Source organism: Collinsella tanakaei, assembly GCF_016900375.1.
Taxonomy (GTDB): domain Bacteria; phylum Actinomycetota; class Coriobacteriia; order Coriobacteriales; family Coriobacteriaceae; genus Collinsella.
The window spans coordinates 1-22,502 of sequence record NZ_JACJKB010000011.1 but is presented as its reverse complement, the minus strand read 5'-3'; the positions used below and the strand labels follow the sequence as shown (position 1 = coordinate 22,502).

Below are 22,502 nucleotides of genomic sequence, written 5' to 3'. Positions count from 1 at the left end.
GGGAGGACGCGAACGAGATGAATGCAGGACCTCGGGTTCCAGCGATGCCGCTTTCCCTGCGCAAGGCGGGCGAGACGGTGACGGTCACGCGCGTGCGCGGCGACGAGAACCTCAAGCGCCATTTGGCGAATATCGGCTTTGTCGACGGATCCGAGGTGCACGTGGTCTCATCGAGTTCCTCGAACATCATCGTGATGGTCAAGGGCGCTCGCTTCGGCTTGGATGCCAAGGTGGCGCAGCGCGTCATGACGGCTTAGCACGGCTCGCCGGGCGCGCCTCGCGCCGCCCACGATCCGTCGGCATACACAGAAAGGGGGAAGGACATGAAGACACTGGGAGACGTTGCGGTGGGGGATAGCTCCACCATCGTCAAGCTGCACGGTGCGGGCGCACTCCGCCGGCATCTGATGGACCTCGGCCTCATCAAGGGCACGGATTTCAAGGTCGTGAAGGTCGCACCGCTGGGCGACCCGATCCAGATCACCGTTCGCGGCTACGAGCTCTCCATCCGCAAGGAGGAGGCGGCCATCGTCGAGGTGCGCTAAGAGCTGCCCTCGCGAATCATTTTGCAGGTAGAGTTAGTTATTTCTAACTATTGTGCCCTCTTGGAGGGCGAGGCGTTTCGGGAAATCGTCGTCTTTGCGGGCGTTGCCTCGACTCGGCGCGTATCCCTCCGTATCCTCCCTGCGCCCCGTCCTCCAAGGGGACACGGATGACTGACTCGGCAACTTTTAAGAAGTTTCAAAGCCTATTGGAAGAAGGAACGCATGGCGGCTTCACAGCTTCATGTCGCGCTGGCGGGAAACCCCAACTGCGGCAAGACCACGCTTTTCAACCTGATTACCGGCCAGAACGGCTATGTTGGCAACTGGCCCGGCGTTACCGTCGAGAAGAAGGAGGCCACGCTGACGCGCGACAAGAGCGTGCGCATCACCGACCTCCCCGGCATCTATTCGCTTTCTCCCTACAGCCCCGAGGAGCGCGTCTCGCGCGATTACCTCATGAGCGGCGAGCCCGACGTCGTGATCCAGGTCATCGACGCGACGAACCTCGAGCGCAACCTGTACCTGGCGCTCCAGGTCGTGGAGACCGGTCTTCCCGTCGTGGCGGCGCTTAACATGGCTGACCTCGTGGAGAAGAGCGGCGACAAGATCGATACCGCGGCGCTCTCCAAGAGCCTCGGCTGCCCCGTCGTGATGATCTCGGCGCTGCGCAACACGGGCGTAGACGAGCTCATCGCCGAGGCCAAGCGCGCGGCTGCCACGAAGGGCAAGGTGCCGCGCCATACCTTCGATTCGGCCATCGAGGATGTGCTCAGCAAGATCGAGGATCTGCTTCCCGCGTCCGTTTCGGCCGATAAACGCCGCTACTACGCAGTCAAGCTCTTCGAGCGCGACGAGGACGCCGCGCGCCTCATCAACCTCACGAAGGACAACGCCGCGAAGGTCGAGGAGCTCATCGCCGCATGCGAGGCCGATTGCGACGACGATGCCGAGTCCATCATCACCGGCGAGCGCTACGCCGTGATCGCGCACATGATCGATGGCTGCCTCAAGAAGGCCCCGGAGCGCATGAGCACCTCCGAGAAGATCGACCGCATCGTGACGAACCGCATCCTCGGCCTGCCGATCTTCATCCTCATCATGTGGGCCGTCTACGCCATCGCCACCGGTGCGAACGCCTTCGGCACCGCCGGCACCGACTGGGTGAACGACAACCTCTTCGGCGAGGGCTTCGAGCTGTTCGGCATGGCGTTCCCGTCCATCCCGGGCGCCATCGAGGGCTGGCTCGTGGCGGCCGGCGCGAGCGACCTCGTCCAGAGCCTCGTGCTCGACGGCATCGTTGCCGGCGTGGGCGCCGTGCTCGGCTTCATTCCGCAGATGTTCGTGCTGTTCGTGCTCCTCTCCTTCCTTGAGGACTGCGGCTACATGGCGCGCGTCGCCTTCGTGATGGACCGCGTGTTCCGCCGCTTCGGCCTGTCTGGCAAGAGCTTCATCCCCATGCTCGTCTCCACGGGCTGCGGCGTGCCCGGCGTGCTCGCCACCAAGACCATCGAGAACGAGAAGGACCGCCGCATGACGGTCATGACCACGACGTTCATCCCCTGCGGCGCCAAGCTGCCCATCATCGCTCTGCTCATGGGCGCCATGGTGGGCGATGCCGAGGCCGCATGGATCGCGCCGCTGTTCTACTTCCTGGGCGTCATCGCGGTTATCGCCTCGGGCATCATGCTCAAGAAGACCAAGCTCTTCGCTGGCCGCCCGACCCCGTTCGTCATGGAGCTGCCGAGCTACCACTTCCCGTCCATCCGCTCGTGGTGGCTGCACATCTGGGAGCGCGTGTCCGCTTATGTCAAGAAGGCCTTCACAATCATCTTCGCGTCCACCATCGTGGTGTGGTTCCTCACGAACTTCGGCGTGTACGAGGGCGCGTTCGGCTTCCTGCCCGAGATCACCGGCGGCTTGGAGGAGTTCACCGACTACTCCGTGCTCGCCATGGTCGGCGGCGCCATCGCCTTCATCTTCGCCCCGCTCGGTTTCGACAGCTGGCAGGCGACCGCCATGTCCATCACCGGCCTTGTTGCCAAGGAGAACGTCGTGGCCACGGCGAGCTCGCTTTTGCACATCGCCGACGGCACCGAGACCGACCCGAACCTTTGGACGGCCTTTGCCGGCATGTTCCCGACCATGGGCGCCATCGCCGCGTTCGGTGCGTTCAACCTGCTGTGCGCCCCCTGCTTTGCCGCTATGGGCACCATCCGCGCTCAGATGAACTCCGGCAAGTGGAGCGCGATCGCCATCGGCTACGAGTGCGCCTTCGCGTGGGTCGTGGGCCTCATGATCAACCAGTTCTACCTGCTGGCGACCGGCGTCTTCAGCGTGTGGACCGTCGTTGCCATCGTGCTTGCCGCAGCTATCGTCTTCCAGCTGGTGCGCCCGATGCCCAAGTGGGCATGGGACGACGACCGCGAGCCGTCCTCTGCCACCGCAGGCGCCGTCGCGTAATCGTTCCGGCTGCAAGTCTGCCCCTCTGATGCGCCGCCCGCGAGCCATCCGCTCGCGAGCGGCGCTTTTCGCTACGATAATTGTGTCCGTGGGTTTGGTCCATTTGGAAGCCTCTAAGCGGACCAAACTCACGTACACAATTTGGAGACTTACGCGAAAGGCTGGCGGGTGCTGCGCGATTGCGGTAAAGTTGCGCTAGGCAAACTTTAGGGAGGACCCATGTCCCTTATCGATATCGTTATCCTGGCTGTGATCGCTGTGGCGTTTGTGGCGGTATGCATCCGCATCAAGCGCAAGGGGAGCTGTGCCGACTGCGCGCAGGGCGGGGCCTGCGGCGGCCATTGCTCCAGCGCTCAGAAGAAGAGCTGTCCTGCCTGCAAGGGCGTCGATAAAGTGGTCGAAGACCTGAGTCGCGGAGTCAAATAAGCAAAAGCGACCCGCCTCCTTTTGGTTATTTCAGCCACACCGCAAAAAGTCGGGACTTTGGGTAGTTTTTTCGGACCGAGTCGAGACAAGCGCCTTTTTTACCTAGCCATTTGTGCAGGTCAAAAAGGTGCCGATACAGATCCGGGGTTAAAAATCCGCCCAAAGCTCCGACTTTTTGCAGCGCGTCGCCCCGCAACCAACAATAACCTGCCCCCTTTTGGTTGCGCCGCGCTGCCGTTGGCCTAAGGAAACGTTCAACTTGCCAAGACGGACGAGTATCATGGTCTCCATGGAAGACGAACAATCCGCAAAGGTTGGCACGATATGGCGAAGACGGTGACAGGGGAGAGGGGCGAGGCGGCGACTCAGCTCGAGCACGGCCGCGTGACGATGAAGGACATTGCCACGGCGCTTGGGGTGTCGATCAATACCGTCCACAAGGCAATTACCGGCAAGTCTGGTGTGAGCGAGAAGACGCGCGCCAAGATCTTGGCGTTCGCCGAGCAGAACGGGTATCGCCGCAACGAGAGCGCGTCGAGCCTTCGCCGCAAGGATGCCAACGTGCTCATCTGCCTGCCGTCGTCGAGCGGTTCGGGCCGTTACTACTACTCGTATGCATGGGAGGGCTGCCGCCGCTTCATGGAGGAGGCGCGCGATACGGGTATGCGTTTCGAGTGCATCGAGTACCCGATGGGGTCTCAGCTGCCCTGTTTGGAAGATGTCCTCGTCCGCGTGAACGATGGCGAGCGGGTTGACGGGCTGGTTGCCCTGGCTCCGACAAACGCTGCGGAGACCCATGCGCTACGGGCGCTAACCGAGGCAGGCATCGTCATCGAGCTGCTGAACGGCAGCGGTGCCGACACGGGCCGATTTGGCTCTGTTGTTGCCGACTATGAGGCGGCGGGGCACCTTATGGCCGAGCAGACATGCAACCTCGTGCGCAGCCGCACGGACAGTGCGCACGTGCTTCTGCTGTCGGGCGATCCATACGTCGACTCGCACTATCTGGTTGCCCGGGCATTCCACGAGTACATCCTCGAGCACCTTCCCTCCGCTGAGGTCGAGGACTTCACCGGCGCCCATGCCCAGGTCGATGCTCTGCGCGCGAAGCTCGTCGAGCGGCTGCGCTCCGACGTTCCCCATGTGGCGTGCAGCGTGTTCGCTGCTGGTAGCGAAGTTTTGGGCGATGCCCTGGTGGAGGCGGGGTGCACGGGACGCGTTGCGGCGATAGGCAGCGATCTGTTCCCCGAAAGTGTGCTGGCGCTGCGTCGCGGCATCTTCACCAACGTGGTGTACAAGGACCCGACAGGACTTGCGTACCGCGCGGTCGAGGCGCTGGCGCAGCACCTGCTGTGGGGAACGGCCCCTGCCGCTGACGTGGAGGTTTTCCCGGTTGAGCTCGTGTTCCGCAGCAACCTGGACCATTACTGCAGGGAAGCGGGAACGCTCGAGGCGTAACGCCACTGCACAAAGAAATATGCCGACAGGCGGGGTGTTTGCGAAATGATCGCGGTGCCCCGTCTGCATGAAAGTTTGGGACCTGCCCCCAAACTTTCATGCAGACGGCCATTCCGGACTAATGTATGCCGTTCGCGGGCGGGTAGAAGCCGCTGACGGGACTAATAGGTGAACGTTAACCTAATTACCTAAAAGACAGTAATATAGGTAATCGTTCACCCAATTAGGGAAACAGCGCGCTGCAGGTACCGACGGAATAACCAAGGAGAGGCAAACAATGAAAAACTTCATGGATAAAAAGGACTTTCTGCTGAGCACGGAGACGGGAGAGAGGCTTTTCCACAGCTACGCAAAGGACATGCCAATCGTTGATTACCACTGCCCTATTTCTCCAAAAGAGATCTTTGAGAATAAACGTTTCGCCAATATTACCGAAGTCTGGCTCGGCGGCGACCACTACAAGTGGCGCTTCATGCGCGCCAATGGTGTGGATGAGCGTTACATCACCGGCGACGCTCCGGCGCGCGAGAAGTTCCAGAAGTGGGCTGAAACCCTCGGCCGTTGCATGGGCAACCCCGTCTTCGAGTGGAGCCATCTGGAGCTCAAGCGTTTCTTCGGTTACGAAGGGGTGCTTAATGCTGATACCGCGCAGGAGGTTTGGGATCTTGCGAATGAGAAGCTTGCTCAGGATGGTTTCACCTGCCGCGAGTTAATCAAGCGGTCTAATGTTCGCATGATTTGCACCACTGACGACCCTGCTGACTCCTTCGAGTGGCATAAGAAGATCGCCGCCGATGATTCCTTTGATGTCAAGGTGGTTCCTGCCATGCGCCCGGATGCGGCTCTTCGCATCGAGCGCGGTCAGGAGTTCGTCGGCTACATGAAGCGACTTTCCGAGGTTTCCGGTATTGAGATCAACAACTATGAGGACCTCAAGGCAGCGATTTCGAAGCGTTATGATGTCGCGAACGAGCTCGGTTGCGTTGCGTCTGACCATGCCCTCGACTATGTCATGTACGTTCCGGCTACTGCGGAGGAGATCGACGCCATCTTCTCCAAGGCCATGGCAGGCGAGGCGCTGAGTGAGCACGAGGTGCTTGCTTACAAGACGGCATTCATGCAGTTCGTTGCGAGCGAGTACGTCCGCCTGGACTGGGCGATGCAGCTGCACTTCGGCTGCAAGCGCGATATCAACCGTGCCATGTCGGCAGCCTGCTCGATGCGCAGATGGTCCTTGGGGGAGAGGCGCATCATGATCTCCCCGAACGTGAGCACAAGCTCGTTGCCCGTCATTCTCATTCCTCCTTGGAGCCGCTGGCGGCGGAGGAGGAAAGGAGCAAAAACCTCCACCGCGCACGTGCCGTTACCGGTACGAAATCGATTTACGAAATCGATTTCGAACAAGGCTGTAGTATAGTGGTTTGCAACGAAGCGAATCCGACTTTTTGCGAATTCGGGCGAACGTTCACTTTTTGCCGGTGAAAGGTAGATCTATGGCACGTATGCGCATTCGCGATATCGCCGATCAGGCGGGCGTCAGCCCCGCGACCGTCTCGCGCTATCTGAATAACAAGCCCGGGCAGATGACCGAGGCCACACGCGCCCGCATCGCCGAGGTCATCGAGCGCACCGGCTACCGGCCGCGCAGCGCCGCGCGCAGCCTGCGCCTGGACAACTCCCACCTCATCGGCGTGATCTTGGCGGACAGCGAGAACCCGTACTCGTCCACGGTGCTCGACGCCCTCGCGCGGGGGGCCGCCGCACGCGGCTACTCGATCATGGCGTCGTTTTCGGGCAACGATCCGGAGCGCGAATGCGAGGCCATCGACCGCCTGATCGACATGGGGGCCGAGGCGCTCATCGTCAACACGTGCGGGGGAGCAGACGAGGAGGTCGAGCGCGCCGCGGCGCGCGTGCCGGTCGTCCTGCTCGACCGCGATACCGCTTCGGCCGGGCTCGACCTCGTGACCTCCAACAACGAGGAGCTCATGGGCGGGCTGCTGGATGAGGTGCGTCGTAGCGGCTGCACCTGGTGCGGCCTTCTCACCGAGGACGCCGATACGAGCTCCGTCCGTCGTGCGCGTGCCGAGTCGTTCACGCGTGGTCTTGCTGCTCGCGGCATGACAGGCGCGGTCGCGACGCTCTCCGATGACGCTGCCCGTGCGGCCGCCGACTTGGCGGCGTTCGTGCCGGCCGGTACCGATCCTGTGGGCATCATCGCCGTCAACGGCCTGGTGTTCCTGCATCTGGTGGCGGCGCTCGAGGAGGATGCTTCGGGCCTGCGCGACCGCCTGCGCTTGGCGACATTCGACGACTACCTTTGGAACCGCGCAGTCTACGGTGGTGTCACGACGGCGGCGCAGGATACGGAGGCCATCGCCCAAGCGGTGCTCGATCGGGTGGTCGACCGGCTGTCCGCCGACGTTGCGGTCGATGGCGCCGCCGCCCCGCTGCGCCGGGAGCTCTCGGGGTCGATTCGCCATCGTGCCTCGACCGATCCCATGAGGTCCAAGGTGTGACCGATTCTGCAAAATCGACTGCCGGCACCGCCGCCTTATGTGCGCGCGATGGGAAATCCCGTCGAAACATATATATGTGAAAATGGGCGCTTGAATTCAAGCTGACTGTTCCATGCGGTTCGGAAAGGTGTCCCTATGGATAAGCAGAAGAACATCGATTTCGTCCTTCGCACCGTCGAGGAGCGCGACATCCGCTTCGTGCGTCTGTGGTTCGTCGACGTGCTCGGGCGCCTGAAGAGCCTGGCGATCAGCCCGGAGGACCTCGAGGCCGCTTTCGACGAGGGCATCGGCTTCGATGGCTCGGCCATCGACGGCTTCACCGCGCCGGAGGAGGCCGATATGCTCGCCTTCCCGGATCCCTCGACGTTCCAGGTCCTGCCGTGGCGTCCCTCGAGCGACGGCGTTGCGCGCATCTTCTGCGACGTGTGCACGCCCGACCGCAAGCCCTTCGAGGGCGATCCGCGCAACTGCCTGCGCCGCATGTTCCGCCGCGCCGAGGAGGACGGCTACCTTATGAACGTGGGCGCCGAGCTGGAGTTCTACTACTTCCCCGACGAGAACACGCCCGAGCCGCTCGACAACGTCGGTTACTTCGACCTGCTGCCCTCCGATTCGGCACGCGACGTGCGCCGCAACACCGTGCTCACGCTTGAGAAGATGAGCGTGCCGGTGGAGTACACGTTCCATTCGTCCGGACGCTCGCAGCACGGCATCTCGCTGCGCCATGCCGAGGCGCTCACCATGTCGGACGCCATCATGACGGCCAAGCACATCATCCGGCTCGAGGCCTTCCAGCTGGGCATGCACGCGTCGTTCATGCCCAAGCCCATCACCGGTGAGGCCTCCTCGGCGATGTTTCTCCATCAGTCGTTGTTCGACTACAAGGGAAACAACGTGTTCTGGGGCGAGGACGACCCGGTCTACCATCTCTCGCCGATCGCGAAGAGCTACATGGCGGGCATCCTGGCGCATGCTGCGGAGCTGACGGCAATCACGAACCCCACGGTGAACTCGTACAAGCGCTTGGCGCCCGCGCGCGGCAACACCGCGCCGACGCACGCCACCTGGGGCCTGCGCAACCGCGCCGCCATGATCCGCATTCCCATCTACAAGCCGGGCAAGCAGCTCTCGACGCGCATCGAGCTGCGCAGCCCCGACCCGATGGCCAACCCCTACCTCGTGAACGCCGTGACGCTCGCCGCCGGCCTCGACGGCATCAAGCGCGGGCTGGAGCTGCCGCCCGAGACGGAGTTCACCGATACGGACCTGTCCGGTCGCGAGCTCACGCGCCTGGGTTACCCGCCGCTGCCGCGCAGCCTCGACGAGGCGCTCGACGTGTTCGAGGACTCCGAATTCATGAAGGACGCGCTCGGCGAGCACATCCACAGCTTCTTTTTGCGCAAGAAGCGCAGCGAGTGGCGCAAGTACGCCTCGACCGTATCCGCCTGGGAGATCGAGCAGTATCTCGCGAACTCCTAGGAGGCGATGCCTTGCAGCGCACCTGATAGGGCGCTGTAGCTGCGTCGCTTTAATATGGTGATGTGCCGCGTTCCCGACGTGGCACGTATCCGGCTGGTATGATTACCCCAACGAGAGGAGGGTGGCATGTCGGAGAAAAACGCCCTGTTCATGGCGAGGACGACTCGGTATTACGAGTTCGCCCAGTCGCTGTCCGCATCGCTCGGCATCGAGGTCAGCGCCGCCACGCCTGACTCGCCGACTGCGGCCCGAGATTTCGACCTGTTGATCCTCGACGCCGACGGCATCCGCAACGACCGCATCGAGCAGATCGCCAAGTGGCTCGACGACCGCGGCAACATCCCCATGCTCGTGCTGGTGGACGACGACGTGCTGGCGAGTCTGCACATGCCCGTGCGCTCCCGCTCCGACTTCATCTGCTCCGGCGCGAGCGAGACGGAGCTCGAGGTCCGCGTGCGCAGGCTGCTCGGCGAGGAGGAGGCCTTCTCGGTCGACGACGTCCTGCGCATCGACAACATGACCATCAACCTTGCCACCTACCAGGTGTATCTGGACGACAAGCCGGTCGACCTCACGCTCATGGAGTACTCGCTGCTCTCGTTCTTGGCGATGCACCCCAACCGCGCGTACAGCCGCGAGGTGCTGCTGCATCGCGTGTGGGGCTTCGAGTACTGCGGCGGCACCCGTACGGTCGACGTGCACATCCGTCGCATTCGCTCCAAGGTGGGTCCGCAAATCGCGGCGCATATCACCACGGTGCGCGGCGTGGGCTACCTGTTCAAGGGATAGCGCGCCGACGCCGACATGCATTCGACGGGGTCCTTACGGGCCCCGTTTTCATGTGCGCCCGATCGAGTGCCGCCGGGGGTTCAACGGCATTCGTGACGGCCGCCTTACGATTCGCTTAACCTGTTGTATAGCAGCTGGCCGTTGGCGCTTTATTGGGGTACAACGTTTTCAGCCGGACAAGGCCAAGAAGTTCGTAACGTTTCGAAAGGACGAGTCGATATGAGCGATAATATGCCGCAGCGCCCTGAGGGCCTGAATGATTCTCCGGGTACGCAACCGCGCGTGCAGGTCGAGCCGACACCTGCGCAGCCCCAGGAGACGACAGTGGGTCAGACGACGCAGATGCCCGGGTCCGTTTCCGGAACGGGCGCCCATGCGGCGTCTTCCGCGGGCGCGGCGCCCGCATCTGACATGATGAGCCGGACGGTCGTGAAGACGAAGACCAAGAAGTTCCCCGTGTTCGTGAGCTCGCTTGCCGGTCTGGCGGTCGGTGCGGTGCTCGTGATCGCGCTGGTGATGACCGGCGCGCTCAACATCGAGCGAGGTGCCAGCGTCACAGCGAACACGCCGGGTTCGACGCAATCCATCCAGATCGACGCCGAGGACACCACGCTTCCCGAGGTCGTTTCCGCCAAGGCGCTTCCGTCGGTGGTTTCCATCACGACCGAGATCCAGGATACCTCCGGCATGATGATGGGCGGATCCGGTTCCTCGGGCAGCATCGGCTCGGGCGTCGTGCTCGATACCGAGGGGCACATCCTTACCAACTACCATGTCGTCGAGGGTGCGACGGGCATCGCCGTCACCATGAACGACGGCACGAACTACGAGGCCGAGATCGTGGGTTCCGATGAGTCGAGCGACCTGGCGGTCATCCGCCTGATCGGCGCAGACCCCTCCGCGCTGACGCCGATCGAGATCGGTAACTCCGATGAGCTGAGCGTGGGCGAGTGGGTCATGGCCATCGGCAGCCCCTTCGGTAACGAGCAGTCCGTGTCGACCGGAATCGTGAGCGCCCTGTACCGCTCGACCGCCATGGAGTCCTCCAACGGCACGACCATCTACGCCAACATGATTCAGACCGACGCCGCCATCAACCCCGGTAACTCCGGTGGCGCGCTCGTGAACGACAACGGTGAGCTCGTGGGCATCAACTCGATCATCGAGAGCTATTCCGGCTCCAGCTCGGGCGTCGGCTTTGCCATCCCGGTGAACTACGCCAAGAACATCGCCGACCAGATCATCGCCGGCAAGACCCCGGTCCACCCGTACCTGGGCGCCACCCTTACCACGGTGAATGCGCTCAACGCGCGCCAGAACAACCTTGCGGTCGATTACGGCGCCTATATCAACGAGGTCACCGAGGGCGGCCCGGCTGCCGAGGCGGGTATCCAGGCGGGCGACATCGTCATCGCGGCCAATGGCGACGAGGTCACCTCTGCCGACGGCCTGATCATCGCGCTGCGCAGCTACGATGTGGGCGAGAAGGTCACGCTGACGGTCATGCGCGGCAACGACAAGATGGATATCGAGGTCACGCTCGGTTCCGACGAGGCGCTGCAGGAGCAGCAGGACAACTCGAACGACCAGAACGGCCTGGACGGCATGAGCGAGGACCAGCTGCGCGAGCTGCTCGACGAGCTGCTCAACGGTCAGGGTTCGCGCTAAGGACTGAGCGATAGGCGCAAGCGCCCTTTGAATACGAAGCGGGAGCGGCAGCGATGCCGCTCCCGCTTTTTGCTGCGCGCGAGGCCCGGGCGACATCCGGTTGGGGCGAACAGGGGCTGGTGCAGATGGGGTGGAAAAGTGTCGAGAAGCTCGCCTGACTCCAGCTTCTATTCATCAAAATGAAGTTTTGCCTACTTATGAAGCCCGTTTTCTGCGAATCCCAAATTGACGGATGATGAAGCACTCGAAAGTATGCATCGAGCGCAAAGCTGAACAGGCATTATCTGGAGGAATATGCGCCGGTTTGGCGCAATTCGAGAAGGGTCGGGGAAGGATTCGCTGAAAACGGGCTTCATATTTCCGCTAGGTCGTTGGGGCGTCGTCGGTTGCGCTCAAGTTGAGCCGGTAGTCGCAGCGCATCGCCGCTGGAACATGGGGTATACTGTAGTGGCCAGCGAAGCCCGCCTGCGGTTAACAGGGGTGCGGGCGGCGCGGGTAATAGTTCGAAGAGCCCAGTTGCAGCTGGGCTCTTTTCATCTACTCCGCGTCATCCGGTTTGCGCGTTCTCTTCCTCCAGCGGTCGTACAGCTCAAGAGCTGTCTTGACGGTACTCGCGATTGCCGCGAGGGCCTTAAGAAGATTCAGGATCATGTCCATAGGCGATCGCCTCCTTGAGTTGGGGCGCCGCCCGCGCACGGACTTCGCTGACATGGTTATTATATCTACAAGTAATAATACGCATACTGCAACATATGCAACTTAATGAAAGTGATGCGTTCGGACACCTTGTCCAGCCTATGGCCCTCTACCTGCGGACAAGGTAGAATAGCGGCAAATGCACGACGAGGGGAGCGGATCATGCCCGGTAAGCGCACCGATGTCATCAGCTGGGACGAGTTCTTCATGCGCGTGGCCATCGCCGCGAGCATGCGCAGCAAGGACCCGAACACGCAGGTCGGGGCATGCATCGCCGACACGAACCACCGCATCCTCTCCGTGGGATACAACGGCACGCCCTCGCTGCTGAACGACGACGAGTTCCCGTGGGACACCACGGAGGACCCGCTGCACGACAAGCACAGCTATGTGATCCACGCCGAGGCGAACGCCATTCTGAACTACCGCGGCTCGCTGAAGGATATGGGCGGCGCCACGGTCTACGTCACGCTGTTCCCGTGCCACGAGTGCGCCAAGACCCTCGTCCAGGCGGGTATCGGCGAGGTCGTGTACCTTTCCGACAAGTACGACGGAACCGAGGACAACCTCATCTCCAAGAGCATCCTCGATCGCTGCGGTATCACCTATCGGCAGGTAACCGTCGAGGACTAGCCGCTCATCCGGCTCACCCCATATAGCTCTGTGGTGCTCAAACCTACCCCCGCGGGGGCATTTCTGCCTATTTATGTATACGCGGTACGCAAAAGCGTCTAAACTTATGGCGTTACCGTGTAGCTGGAGTGTTTTTATTCTAGCTGCAGAATAAAAAAGGGGAGAGGCACAAAGAGGGGGGAGCCCAATGTTCTCTCTGCACAAGACGCGGGGTGGAGTCCATCCGCCCCAGTGTAAGGACCTGCGGGAATATGCCTGCACGTCCATTACACCACCCAAGCGTGTTCGCATACCGCTGAACATGCACATCGGCGGTCCCTGCAAGCCCGTCGTGAATCCCGGCGACCATGTGTACGTCGGCACGCTGATCGGCGACGGATCCGGTCTGTACGCGCCGATCCACGCGAGCATCTCCGGTACGGTCGTGTCGACCGATACCGAGCTGCTGCCCACCGGCGCCACCGCGCCCGTCGTGGAGATCGAGTCCGACGGCAAGATGGAGACCGATCCGGGCATCACGCTGCCCACGTACAGCACCAAGGAGGAGTTCCTCGACTGCGTGCGCGCTTCGGGAGCTGTCGGCCTTGGCGGCGCCGCGTTCCCGACGTGGTTCAAGATGCGCGCGCCCGAGGGCAAGTCGTTCGAGTTCCTCGTCATCAACGGCATGGAGTGCGAGCCCTACATCACGAGCGACTATCGCCAGATGATGGAGCACGCCGACCGTGTGGTCGACGGCGTCCACCGCATCGCGACCGCGCTGGAGATTCCCGCCGCCGTGATCGGCATCGAGGACAACAAGCCCGAGGCCATCGAGAAGCTGTCGCAGATCGTGGCCGACAAGGGCTTCGGCGACCAGATCCAGGTCATGTCCATCCCGACGAAGTACCCCGCGGGTGGCGAGAAGGTCCTGATCAACGCCACCACCGGCCGCGACGTTCCCGCCGGCGGCCTGCCGGTCGACGTGGGCTGCCTTGTGATCAACGTGACGACCGCCTCGCGCATCGAGCACTACTTCCGCAACGGCATGCCGCTCGTCACCAAGACCCTGACGCTCGGCGGCGACTGCATCGCCAACGCCGGCAACTACCGCGTGCCCATCGGCATGAGCGTGCGCGACATCATCGATGCCGCGGGTGGCCTCACCAAGGAGCCCAAGAAGATCATCATGGGCGGCCCGATGATGGGTCGTACGCTCACGAGCATCGATTGCCCCATCATCAAGGCCAACAACGCCATTCTGTGCCTGGACGACGAGGCGATCCTTCCCGAGGAGACGCCCTGCATCCGCTGCGGTCGCTGCGTGCGCGTCTGCCCGCTCGGCCTCATGCCCTATGCGCTCGATTCCGCCTCGCGCGACCATGACGTCGTGGCGCTCGATGAGCTCGCCGTCATGAACTGCATGGAGTGCGGCTCCTGCGCCTTCACCTGCCCGGCCCACCGCCGCATCGTCGCGTCGATTCGCGAGGGCAAGGCGTTCTATCGGAGCGAGGTCCAGCGCCTCACCCAACCTGTGAAGGGGGCGTAACGGTCGCTATGAATCTCATCAACGAAGCTTCGCCGCATTTTCACGGCAAGGATTCCACTTTTAAGATCATGGGCCTCGTGTGCCTGGCGCTCGTGCCGACGCTGATTGCCGCCACGGTGCTCTACGGCCTGGGTGCGCCGCTGCTCGTGCTCGTGTGCATCGCCACGGCGCTCGTCTGCGAGCACCTGTGCTGCATCGCCATGCACCGCGAGTCGACGGCAGGCGATATGTCCTGCGTGGTTACCGCCATGCTCTTCGCGTTCACCCTGCCTGCGAACTGCCCGTTCTGGGTCGCGGTGCTGGGCACCGCCTTCGCCATCGTCGTGGTGAAGATGCTGTTCGGCGGCATCGGTTGCAACCTGTTCAACCCGGCGGTCGCCGCCCGCGTGTTCGTGATGGTCGCGCTGCCGAGCGCTCTTTCCGCCTATCCGGACGTTGCCGGCAAGCCGCTCGACGCCATCACCGGCGCCACGCCGCTCGCCATGGCCGCTTCGGGCGATATGCCCTATAGCTACCTCGACCTGCTGCTGGGCAACCACGCCGGCGCGCTGGGCGAGACCTGCATCATCACGCTGCTCATCGGCTACATCTTCCTGCTCGCCGTGCGCGTGGTCGACGCGTGGGCCACGCTGCCGTTCATCGGCGTCGTGGCGGTCATCTCGGCCTTCGCCGGCCAGGATGTCGTCTACCAGCTGCTTTCCGGCGGCCTTGCCATGGGCGCGTTCTTCATGGCGACGGACTACACCACCACGCCCATGACGCCTGTGGGAAAGATCATCTTCGGCGTGGGATGCGGTCTTGTGACCGGTCTCGTGCGTTTCTTCGCCTCGTCCCCCGAGGGTGTCGCCTTCTCGATCCTGTTCATGAACATGTTCGTGCCGCTGATCGACCGCTACACCCGCCCGCTTCCGGCAGGAGGTGTCAAGAATGCCCTCGTCTAACTCCTGGTTTGCGCGCCATAAGCAGGGCGCATGGTATTCGCTGGTCATCGTCGCGCTTTTCGCCATCGTGTGCAGCGGCGTTGTTGCCGGCGTGAACTACGCTGGGCGCGATGCCTTCGCCGAGGCCGATCTTCGCCTCGACGAGGCCAAGGGCGGCGCGCAGCGCGCGCTGCTGTTCCCCGAGGCCTCCTCGTTCACGCAGGTGAGCGCTCCCGCCATCGAGGGCCTCAACTCCGTGTACCAGACGAGCGACGGCTCCTGGGTCTTCGACTGTTCCGCTACCGGCTATCACGGCGATGTCGAGCTCATGGTCGGCATCAACTCCGATGGCACGGTCGCCGGCCTGCAGATCGTCGCGGAGGATGAGACCGACGGTATCGGCACCAACGCCCTGACCGAGGATTACTTCGGCACGTTCGCTGGCCTTGCCGCTTCCGGCACCCTCACCACCGAGGAGGGTTCCGGTGACGCGACGCACGTCGACGGCGTCTCGGGTGCCACCTTCACCTCCAATGCCGTCATCGGCTGCCTGAACATCGCCTTCGAGGCCTACGCTCAGTTGGGAGGTAACTAACATGGCACTCAACGAGCTGATTCAGCGTGAGCAGGATGAGCGCATGCGCGCACTCGTCCACACGCCCACGTTCCTGGTCATCGCCGGGTCGCTGCCCGGTCTGTTCGTGGCCACGTCGCTGGTGAACGGCTTTGCCATCGGCGTCGTCTCCGCGGTGAGCATCATCGCCATGGCTGTGCTGGCTCGCCCGCTGCGCGCTATCACCGGCCGCTTCACCTATATCCCGGTGACGCTCATGGTGAGCGCCGCCATCGCCGTGCTGCTCGGCTTCGCGGTGCGCGTTATCGACCCGGTGGTCAACGAGGACCTGGGCATCTACGTTGCCCTCGCCTCGGTGAACGCCATGGCCATGGCGTTTGTGGCTTCCGATGGCTTTGCTGCCGGTCCGGCTCCGAAGTCCTCGGTCGGCACCGCGCTGTTCGCCGCCGTGTGCACGGTCGCTGCGCTTTCGTTCATCGGCCTCGTGAACGGTATGTTCTCGACCGGTGAGATCTTCGGTCTCACCATGAACGAGCTTGCTGCGAGCCCGATCGCCATCTTCGGCAAGCCCGCGGGCTCGCTGCTCGTGCTCGCGCTCGTGGCGGTCTTCGTCCAGTCCATCGAGCACGCCGTCGCCATCTCGCGCGAGGCGTCCGAGGGGGGTGAGCGCTAATGGAGTTCCTGAGCGCGCTGTTTACCGCCGCATTCGATAACAACATCGTTTTCGCCCAGCTTGTGGGCATGGTCGCTGTGTTCCTGATGGCGTTCCGCCCGCAGGACGCGCTGCGCTTCGGCGCTCTGCTGTGGGCCGCTGTGACTGTTTCCGGTCTCATCGGCTGGCCGATCTACGCCGGCTTCCTCGCCCCGTGGGGCGCGGGCTATCTGGCGCCGATCGCCTTCGTGCTCGTGAGCACGGTCGCTATCTTTACCGTCGGTGCTCTGTGGAGCGTCGGCAAGCCCGCCTGCGGCCGCGAGCACGTGTTCGTGACCTGCACGCTGCTTTCGGTGAACGCTGCCGTCCTGGCGGTCCCGATGGGTAACGCCGCCGTGGCCGAGACCACCTCGTTTGCCGCTGCGCTCGGCACCGCCGTGGGCGCTGGCTTCGGAGCCTTCGTGGCTGTCGTGGTCTTTGCCACGCTGAGCCAGCGCATCAGCATGCGCATGGTGCCCGAGGCCCTGCGCGGTCTGCCCATCTCGCTCGTGACCGCCTCGCTCGTGTGCCTGGCCTTCAGCTGCGTGGCGGGCATCGCCGGCGGACTGTTCGTGTAGGGAGGCTGAAGTATGGATCCCATCATCATGGTCGGCGTCCCGCCGATTCTCCTGGCGGTCATCGCCATCCCCGCGGCCATCATCGTTGGTATCGCGGCAGGTTGCTGGAACTACCGTGATCGCTGCGAAGCTGAAGATGCCGCCGAGGCGGCAGCCGCAGACGGCAACGCGGAAGAGTAACAAACGCCCACGCAACGAATAAAGGCGCGCTCCATCCGGAGCGCGCCTTTTTCATGCAAGTTTGGGACCTGTCCCCAAACTTGCATGATGGTACCCTATACACCGAACGAATCCGAGTGAAGGGACGCCATCGTGGAGCAGCAGAGCCTCTTTGGGGACGGTACGCTGGATATGCCGGCGCAGGAGGAGAAGCCGACGGCCGAGGCTCGCGCGCAGGCTGCCGAGCGTGCCGCCGAGCTGCGTCACCTGCTCGACTACCACGCCTACCGCTACTACGCGCTCGATGCGCCCGAGATCACCGATGCCGCCTTCGACAAGCTCCTGATCGAGCTCCAGCAGATCGAGGCCGCCTATCCGGACCTTGTGACGCCCGATTCCTACACGCAGCGTGTGGGCGGCTTCGTGTCCGAGCAGTTCGCGCCGGTCACGCACATGGCGCGCATGTACTCGATGGACGACGCTATGAACCTCGACGAGCTCGACGAGTGGCTGAATCGCACCGAGGAGGCGCTCGGCGCGGGGCACGTCGTTTACACCTGTGAGCTCAAAATCGATGGCCTGGGCGTGGCGCTCACCTACCAGAACGGCGCCTTCGTGCGCGCGGCGACGCGCGGTGACGGCACGACCGGCGAGGACGTGAGCCTGAACGTCCGCACCATCCGCGACGTGCCCATGCACCTCTCCGAGTCCGCGCTCGCGCACATGGGGGCCGATCGCGAGATGCCCATCGAGGTGCGCGGCGAGGTCTACATGCCCAAAGGCAGCTTCGTGCGCCTGAACGAGGAGGCCGATGCCGAGGGGCGCGATCCCTTTGCCAACCCGCGCAACGCCGCGGCGGGCAGCCTGCGCCAGAAGGACCCCAAGGTCACCGCGCGCCGCGACCTCGCGACGTTCCTGTACGCCGTGGCCGATACGGCTCCTTTGCACGTGCGCTCGCAGCACGAGTTCCTGAGCTGGCTGCGCGATGCGGGCTTCTCGGTGAATCCCAACGTCGCGCGCTGCGCCACGCCGGCGGAGGTGCACGCGTTTTGCGCCGATGCGTTGGCGCATCGCGGTGACCTCGACTACGACATCGACGGCGTGGTCGTGAAGGTCGACAGCTTCGATCAGCAGGACGAGCTGGGCTTTACCGCCCGCGCGCCGCGCTGGGCCATCGCGTTCAAGTTCCCGCCGGAGGAGAAGACGACCGTGCTGCGCGAGATTCGCATCCAGGTGGGTCGCACTGGCGTGCTCACTCCGGTGGCCGAGTTCGACCCGGTGACGGTGGCGGGCTCAACCATTGCGCGCGCGACGCTGCACAACGAGGACGAGGTGCACCGCAAGGACGTGCGCGAGGGCGATACCATCATCGTTCACAAGGCGGGAGACGTCATCCCCGAGGTCGTGGGTCCGGTGCTCGACAAGCGCCCTGAAGGCGCCGTCGAGTGGCATATGCCCGAGACCTGCCCCGCCTGCGGTGCCCCCGTGGTCCATGAGGACGGCGAGGTGGCTTACCGCTGCGTATCCATCGACTGCCCGGCGCAGCTGAAGGAGCGCCTGCTCCACTGGGTGAGCCGTGGCTGCATGGACGTCGACGGTGTGGGTGAGGAACTCGTCGACAAGATGATCGAGGCGGGGCTGCTGCACGATGTGGCAGACTTCTACAGCCTGACCGTCGACCAGGTGGCGGCGCTCGACACGGGCCGCACCTACCTGAAGGACGACAAGCGCCGCGGCGTGCGCGCGGGCGATCCCATTCCCGTGGGCATGACGATCGCAACGAAGGTTGTCGACGAGCTGACGAAGTCCAAGGCCCAGCCGCTCGGTCGCGTGCTGTTCGCGCTCGGCATCCGTCACGTGGGCAAGTCGGTGGGCGAGCTCATCGCCCAGCGCTTCCTGACCGTCGACGCGCTTGTGACGGCAAACGAGGAGGATATCGCCGCTATCGACGGCATCGGTCCCAAGATCGCCGAGAGCGTGAAGCAGTTCCTGTCCGTGCCGGAGAACCTGGCGGTGCTCGATCGCCTGCGCGCAGCCGGCCTTTCGCTTGAGGAGGACCTGTCGGGTGCGGCGGAGCGTGCGGCCGAGACGACCGGCGTGTCTGCCGACCTTGCCGAGGCCCAGCCGCTCGCGGGCCTCACCTTCGTGCTTACCGGCACGCTCGTGAACCGCACGCGCGATGAGGCGGGAGCCGCCCTGAAGGCGCTCGGCGCCAAGGTGACCGGTTCGGTGTCCAAGAAGACGAGCTATGTGGTGGCGGGTCCCAAGGCGGGCTCCAAGCTCACGAAGGCCGAATCGCTCGGCGTGCCCGTGCTGGACGAGGACGCCCTCGAGCAGATCCTGGCGACCGGCGAGGTTCCGGCGTAGCGACAAGATTGGACCCGGCACCATCCTGCCAAAATCAGACGGAGGTTTCCCAGTGGCGACTTGAAATGCCACTGGGAAACTTTTTTCTATAAAACTTGGATGAATTAAAGCGCCGACGGCTGTCGTTCTTTCAGAGGGTCTGATTTTGGGCTTCTATTGGTGCCGAGTTTCAAGTCTGACCATAAGTCTTGTTCCGCTTCGCGCGGGGTTGCTGCACCTTTGAGATTGCCATTGGCAACATGCTTTCCCGCAGGCAGATTGGTATATTCATTACTCAACGCTTACGGAGTAGTCCTTGACACAGGGGGGGGGGATAGCTCCTAAACTGAACCCATCTGGAGTTATTCGCTTAAGTTGAAACAGAGGCGAATTGAACGAAAGGGTCGGTCACATTATGAATAAGTTTAAGTTTGAGGGCGGGGCCCGTCTTGCCGCGACGGCAGGGCTCGGTTTGGCGCTGGCGTTCGGAGCCGCGCCTGCGGTAGCATTGGCAAACGAGACGACGGATGTCGAGCAGGCTCCTGCTGGACAGGCGATGCCGGAGCAGAATAATGCTGAGGAAACCGGAGAGACGGAGACCGTTGGCGAGATTCACGAGGTCGGTAGTCTCGAAGAGCTTAATAGTGCGTTGCAGGATTGCTCTGAAGGCGACACGATCAAACTAATCCACGACATTGAGCTGGATGCTCGCCTTGCTATAACTAAGAATAACGTTACGCTCGACTTGGGCGGCTGCACAATTACTGCGGCAGATAACTTCACGTATACTGACGGCAATACTCAGTCCATGCAGCTCGTAAGCATCGATAGCGCAGAGGGCGTGACTGTCAAGAACGGCGCTATCAAGACTGGAGCCAGCAACTACCATGCGCTCAACGTCTGGGCTTCTAAGAAAGTTACGTTGGAGAACCTCAAGCTCGACCATACGTCCTCTAAATCTGGAGCCCCTCTCATCGTGGGTGGCTCCTCTGTCACCATTACCGGCACACTCGACGTGATTACGGGCGAGAACTCCTGGTATGGCATCAACGTCGATAGCCGCATCATCAGCGGGGCCGACGCAGGAGCCTCGCTTACTTTCGCTCAGAACTCAAGCGTGAGTTTCTCTGGTGCGAAGGACGTTGGCGTGTTCGTCGAGCAGACCGCAGCGGGCGGGAGCGTTTCGGTGACGGTCCCCAGCGGCGTTCAGATCGACGCCCCCAGCGGCTTCAAGGTCATCGAGAAGGATGAGGACCTGGCAGAGGATGCCGGGGTTAATGTCAACGTTGAGGGCTCCGGTCTCGGCCAGGACCTCAACGGCGATTACGGCAAGGTTGTCGCGAGCGTCGGGACCAATCATTACCTCGACCTCCAGGAGGCGCTCGACGCAGCACATGGGACCGCGGATAACCCGGCAATTGTCACCCTTGAGGACAATATTGCCTTGACCAAGCGCCTTGCTATCACCAATGATTACGTCACGCTCGACCTGAACAACAAGGCAATCACTGTGGCCAAAGATTTCGAGTTCACCGAGGGCGATACTCAGTCCATGCAGCTCGTGAGTGTTGACGACGCGGATGGCGTGACCATCAAGAACGGCACCATCGAGACTGGCGTCAGCAACCACCATGCGCTCAACGTCTGGGCTTCTAAGAAAGTTACGTTGGAGAACCTCAAGCTCGACCATACGTCCTCTAAATCTGGAGCCCCTCTCATCGTGGGCGGCTCCTCTGTCACGATTGCGGGCGCGCTCGACGTGATTACGGGCGAGAACTCCTGGTATGGCGTGAACGTCGATAGCCGTAACGTGAACGGTGCTGCTACTGGCGCTTCCCTTACCTTTGCCGAGGGCTCTATCGTATCTTTTGCCGGCCCGACGGAGATCGGATTGTGCGTTGAGAACACCGCGAAAGCTTCAGATGATGAATCGGTCTCGGTGACCGTTTCTGAGGGGGTGACGTTCAAAACGCCCAAGGGCTGGAAGGTCATCCAGAATAAAGCCGGCGATGGGGCCTCCATCGATCTTCCGGCTAATTCCGGGCTCGACAAGTTTGCCGATGGCAGCTACGGTACGGCCTACATGACCGTCGGCGAGACGGGCTATCTGGATTTCGACGATGCGATTAACGCTGCCGCTGCGGAAAACAAGCCGGTTGAGCTCAAGGCCAACTTGAATTTCAACGGTCAGCTGACAATCGATAGATCGGTCACCATCCATGGCAACGGGTACGCGATAAAGCTTCAGGGCGATGTTGACACTGGTGCGTTCCTTCAGATTCTGGCCGATAACGTAAGCATCTCTAAACTCACCGTCGGCGCGGTTGGCGCAAAGCATGGTATTCAGTTCTACAAGACTGTTGGTGGCAAGCTGGATAACGTAACCGTTGACGGAGGCTACTGGACTTCCGTGCTGGTTAACGGCTCCGAGGTGAGCATCAGTGGCTGCGAGCTTAACCCTCAAGCGTCGGACAGCAAAAAGCCGTATGCGGTAATTGATTTCGCCATGGGCAAGGATGTGACCACGGTGCCGGAGCTTGCTCTTCAGAATGTGAGCACTTTGGCCACAGACGTCCCGCTCGTATGGGTCGATCGGGCGACGCTAGACGGTATTGCAAACAGCGCTGCGAGCGCGCTTGGCGCTGATCCCGCCACTGACAAGATCGTCGACTATATCAACAAGAACTTGCTCAAGGGTGTTCAGGTCTATTTGAAGGACGGCGCCGTCTCTTCCGACAAGCCCTCCACTCCGGTTAACCCCGGCGGTGGCTCCTCGACCGTATCCAAGTACAAGGTCAGCGTCGCCGACGCCGAGGGCGGCACGGTGAAGGTCGCCCCGACCTCCGCGAAGAAGGGCGACACGGTCACCATCACCGCGACGCCCGACGAGGGCATGAAGGTCGCCGGCGTCGCCGTCAAGGACGCCGACGGCAAGGAGGTCGAGGTCGAGGCCGGCGAGAAGGACGGCACCTGGACCTTCGAGATGCCCGGCTCCGCCGTCACCGTCGAGGTCGCCTTCGCCGACGCGTGGGAGAA

19 protein-coding genes are annotated in these 22,502 nt (G+C 62.6%); all 19 read left to right on the top strand.

What is annotated here, in order from left to right:
• The first annotated feature begins 17 nt into the window (after positions 1-17).
• Positions 18-257 carry a FeoA family protein gene (locus H6A16_RS07425; RefSeq protein WP_204617723.1) on the top strand — a complete coding sequence of 80 codons (240 nt, stop codon included), beginning with the start codon at positions 18-20 and terminating at the stop codon, positions 255-257.
• A 66-nt stretch (positions 258-323) separates the two neighbouring features.
• Complete coding sequence (locus H6A16_RS07420; protein WP_204617721.1) at positions 324-545, top strand: FeoA family protein; 222 nt, start codon at positions 324-326, stop codon at positions 543-545.
• A 222-nt stretch (positions 546-767) separates the two neighbouring features.
• Entirely contained in the window at positions 768-3,005 is a 2,238-nt protein-coding gene (gene feoB / locus H6A16_RS07415) for a ferrous iron transport protein B (protein ID WP_204617719.1), read from the top strand.
• Positions 3,006-3,224: 219 nt separating this feature from the next.
• Positions 3,225-3,431, top strand: coding sequence for a hypothetical protein (locus H6A16_RS07410; protein WP_204617716.1), 207 nt, complete (start codon positions 3,225-3,227; stop codon positions 3,429-3,431).
• A 324-nt stretch (positions 3,432-3,755) separates the two neighbouring features.
• Positions 3,756-4,889 carry a substrate-binding domain-containing protein gene (locus H6A16_RS07405; protein ID WP_204617714.1) on the top strand — a complete coding sequence of 378 codons (1,134 nt, stop codon included), beginning with the start codon at positions 3,756-3,758 and terminating at the stop codon, positions 4,887-4,889.
• 277 nt (positions 4,890-5,166) lie between these two features.
• A complete protein-coding gene (gene uxaC, locus H6A16_RS07400) occupies positions 5,167-6,306 on the top strand; it encodes a glucuronate isomerase (protein WP_239458273.1) in 1,140 nt (379 codons plus the stop codon).
• A 76-nt stretch (positions 6,307-6,382) separates the two neighbouring features.
• Positions 6,383-7,408: a LacI family DNA-binding transcriptional regulator gene (locus tag H6A16_RS07395; RefSeq protein ID WP_204617712.1), complete on the top strand. Its 1,026-nt coding sequence runs from the start codon at positions 6,383-6,385 to the stop codon at positions 7,406-7,408.
• A gap of 135 nt (positions 7,409-7,543) precedes the next feature.
• Positions 7,544-8,887, top strand: a complete 1,344-nt coding sequence (locus tag H6A16_RS07390) for a glutamine synthetase family protein (RefSeq protein ID WP_204617710.1) — start codon at positions 7,544-7,546, stop codon at positions 8,885-8,887.
• A 126-nt stretch (positions 8,888-9,013) separates the two neighbouring features.
• The gene (locus H6A16_RS07385) at positions 9,014-9,676 is read left to right on the top strand and encodes a response regulator transcription factor (RefSeq protein WP_204617708.1); all 663 of its coding nucleotides are present in this window, start codon (positions 9,014-9,016) and stop codon (positions 9,674-9,676) included.
• Between the two features lie 219 nt (positions 9,677-9,895).
• Positions 9,896-11,344, top strand: a complete 1,449-nt coding sequence (locus H6A16_RS07380; RefSeq protein WP_204617706.1) for a S1C family serine protease — start codon at positions 9,896-9,898, stop codon at positions 11,342-11,344.
• Positions 11,345-12,202: 858 nt separating this feature from the next.
• Positions 12,203-12,673: a deoxycytidylate deaminase gene (locus tag H6A16_RS07375; RefSeq protein WP_204617703.1), complete on the top strand. Its 471-nt coding sequence runs from the start codon at positions 12,203-12,205 to the stop codon at positions 12,671-12,673.
• A 187-nt stretch (positions 12,674-12,860) separates the two neighbouring features.
• Complete coding sequence (rsxC, locus tag H6A16_RS07370; RefSeq protein ID WP_204617701.1) at positions 12,861-14,198, top strand: electron transport complex subunit RsxC; 1,338 nt, start codon at positions 12,861-12,863, stop codon at positions 14,196-14,198.
• 8 nt (positions 14,199-14,206) lie between these two features.
• Positions 14,207-15,139, top strand: coding sequence for an RnfABCDGE type electron transport complex subunit D (locus H6A16_RS07365; protein ID WP_204617699.1), 933 nt, complete (start codon positions 14,207-14,209; stop codon positions 15,137-15,139).
• On the top strand, positions 15,126-15,713 hold the full coding sequence (locus tag H6A16_RS07360) for an FMN-binding protein (protein ID WP_204617697.1): 588 nt from the start codon (positions 15,126-15,128) through the stop codon (positions 15,711-15,713). The genes H6A16_RS07365 and H6A16_RS07360 overlap by 14 nt, the downstream gene beginning before the upstream one ends.
• A 1-nt stretch (position 15,714) precedes the next feature.
• Positions 15,715-16,365, top strand: coding sequence for an Rnf-Nqr domain containing protein (locus H6A16_RS07355; protein WP_204617695.1), 651 nt, complete (start codon positions 15,715-15,717; stop codon positions 16,363-16,365).
• Positions 16,365-16,961 carry an Rnf-Nqr domain containing protein gene (locus H6A16_RS07350; protein WP_204617693.1) on the top strand — a complete coding sequence of 199 codons (597 nt, stop codon included), beginning with the start codon at positions 16,365-16,367 and terminating at the stop codon, positions 16,959-16,961. The genes H6A16_RS07355 and H6A16_RS07350 overlap by 1 nt, the downstream gene beginning before the upstream one ends.
• 12 nt (positions 16,962-16,973) lie before the next feature.
• The gene (locus tag H6A16_RS07345) at positions 16,974-17,141 is read left to right on the top strand and encodes a hypothetical protein (protein WP_204617691.1); all 168 of its coding nucleotides are present in this window, start codon (positions 16,974-16,976) and stop codon (positions 17,139-17,141) included.
• A gap of 171 nt (positions 17,142-17,312) precedes the next feature.
• Positions 17,313-19,487: an NAD-dependent DNA ligase LigA gene (ligA, locus tag H6A16_RS07340; protein WP_204617847.1), complete on the top strand. Its 2,175-nt coding sequence runs from the start codon at positions 17,313-17,315 to the stop codon at positions 19,485-19,487.
• Between the two features lie 394 nt (positions 19,488-19,881).
• Positions 19,882-22,502 (top strand): InlB B-repeat-containing protein (locus H6A16_RS07335; RefSeq protein WP_204617689.1); only part of this gene is annotated, 2,621 nt, incomplete at its 3' end.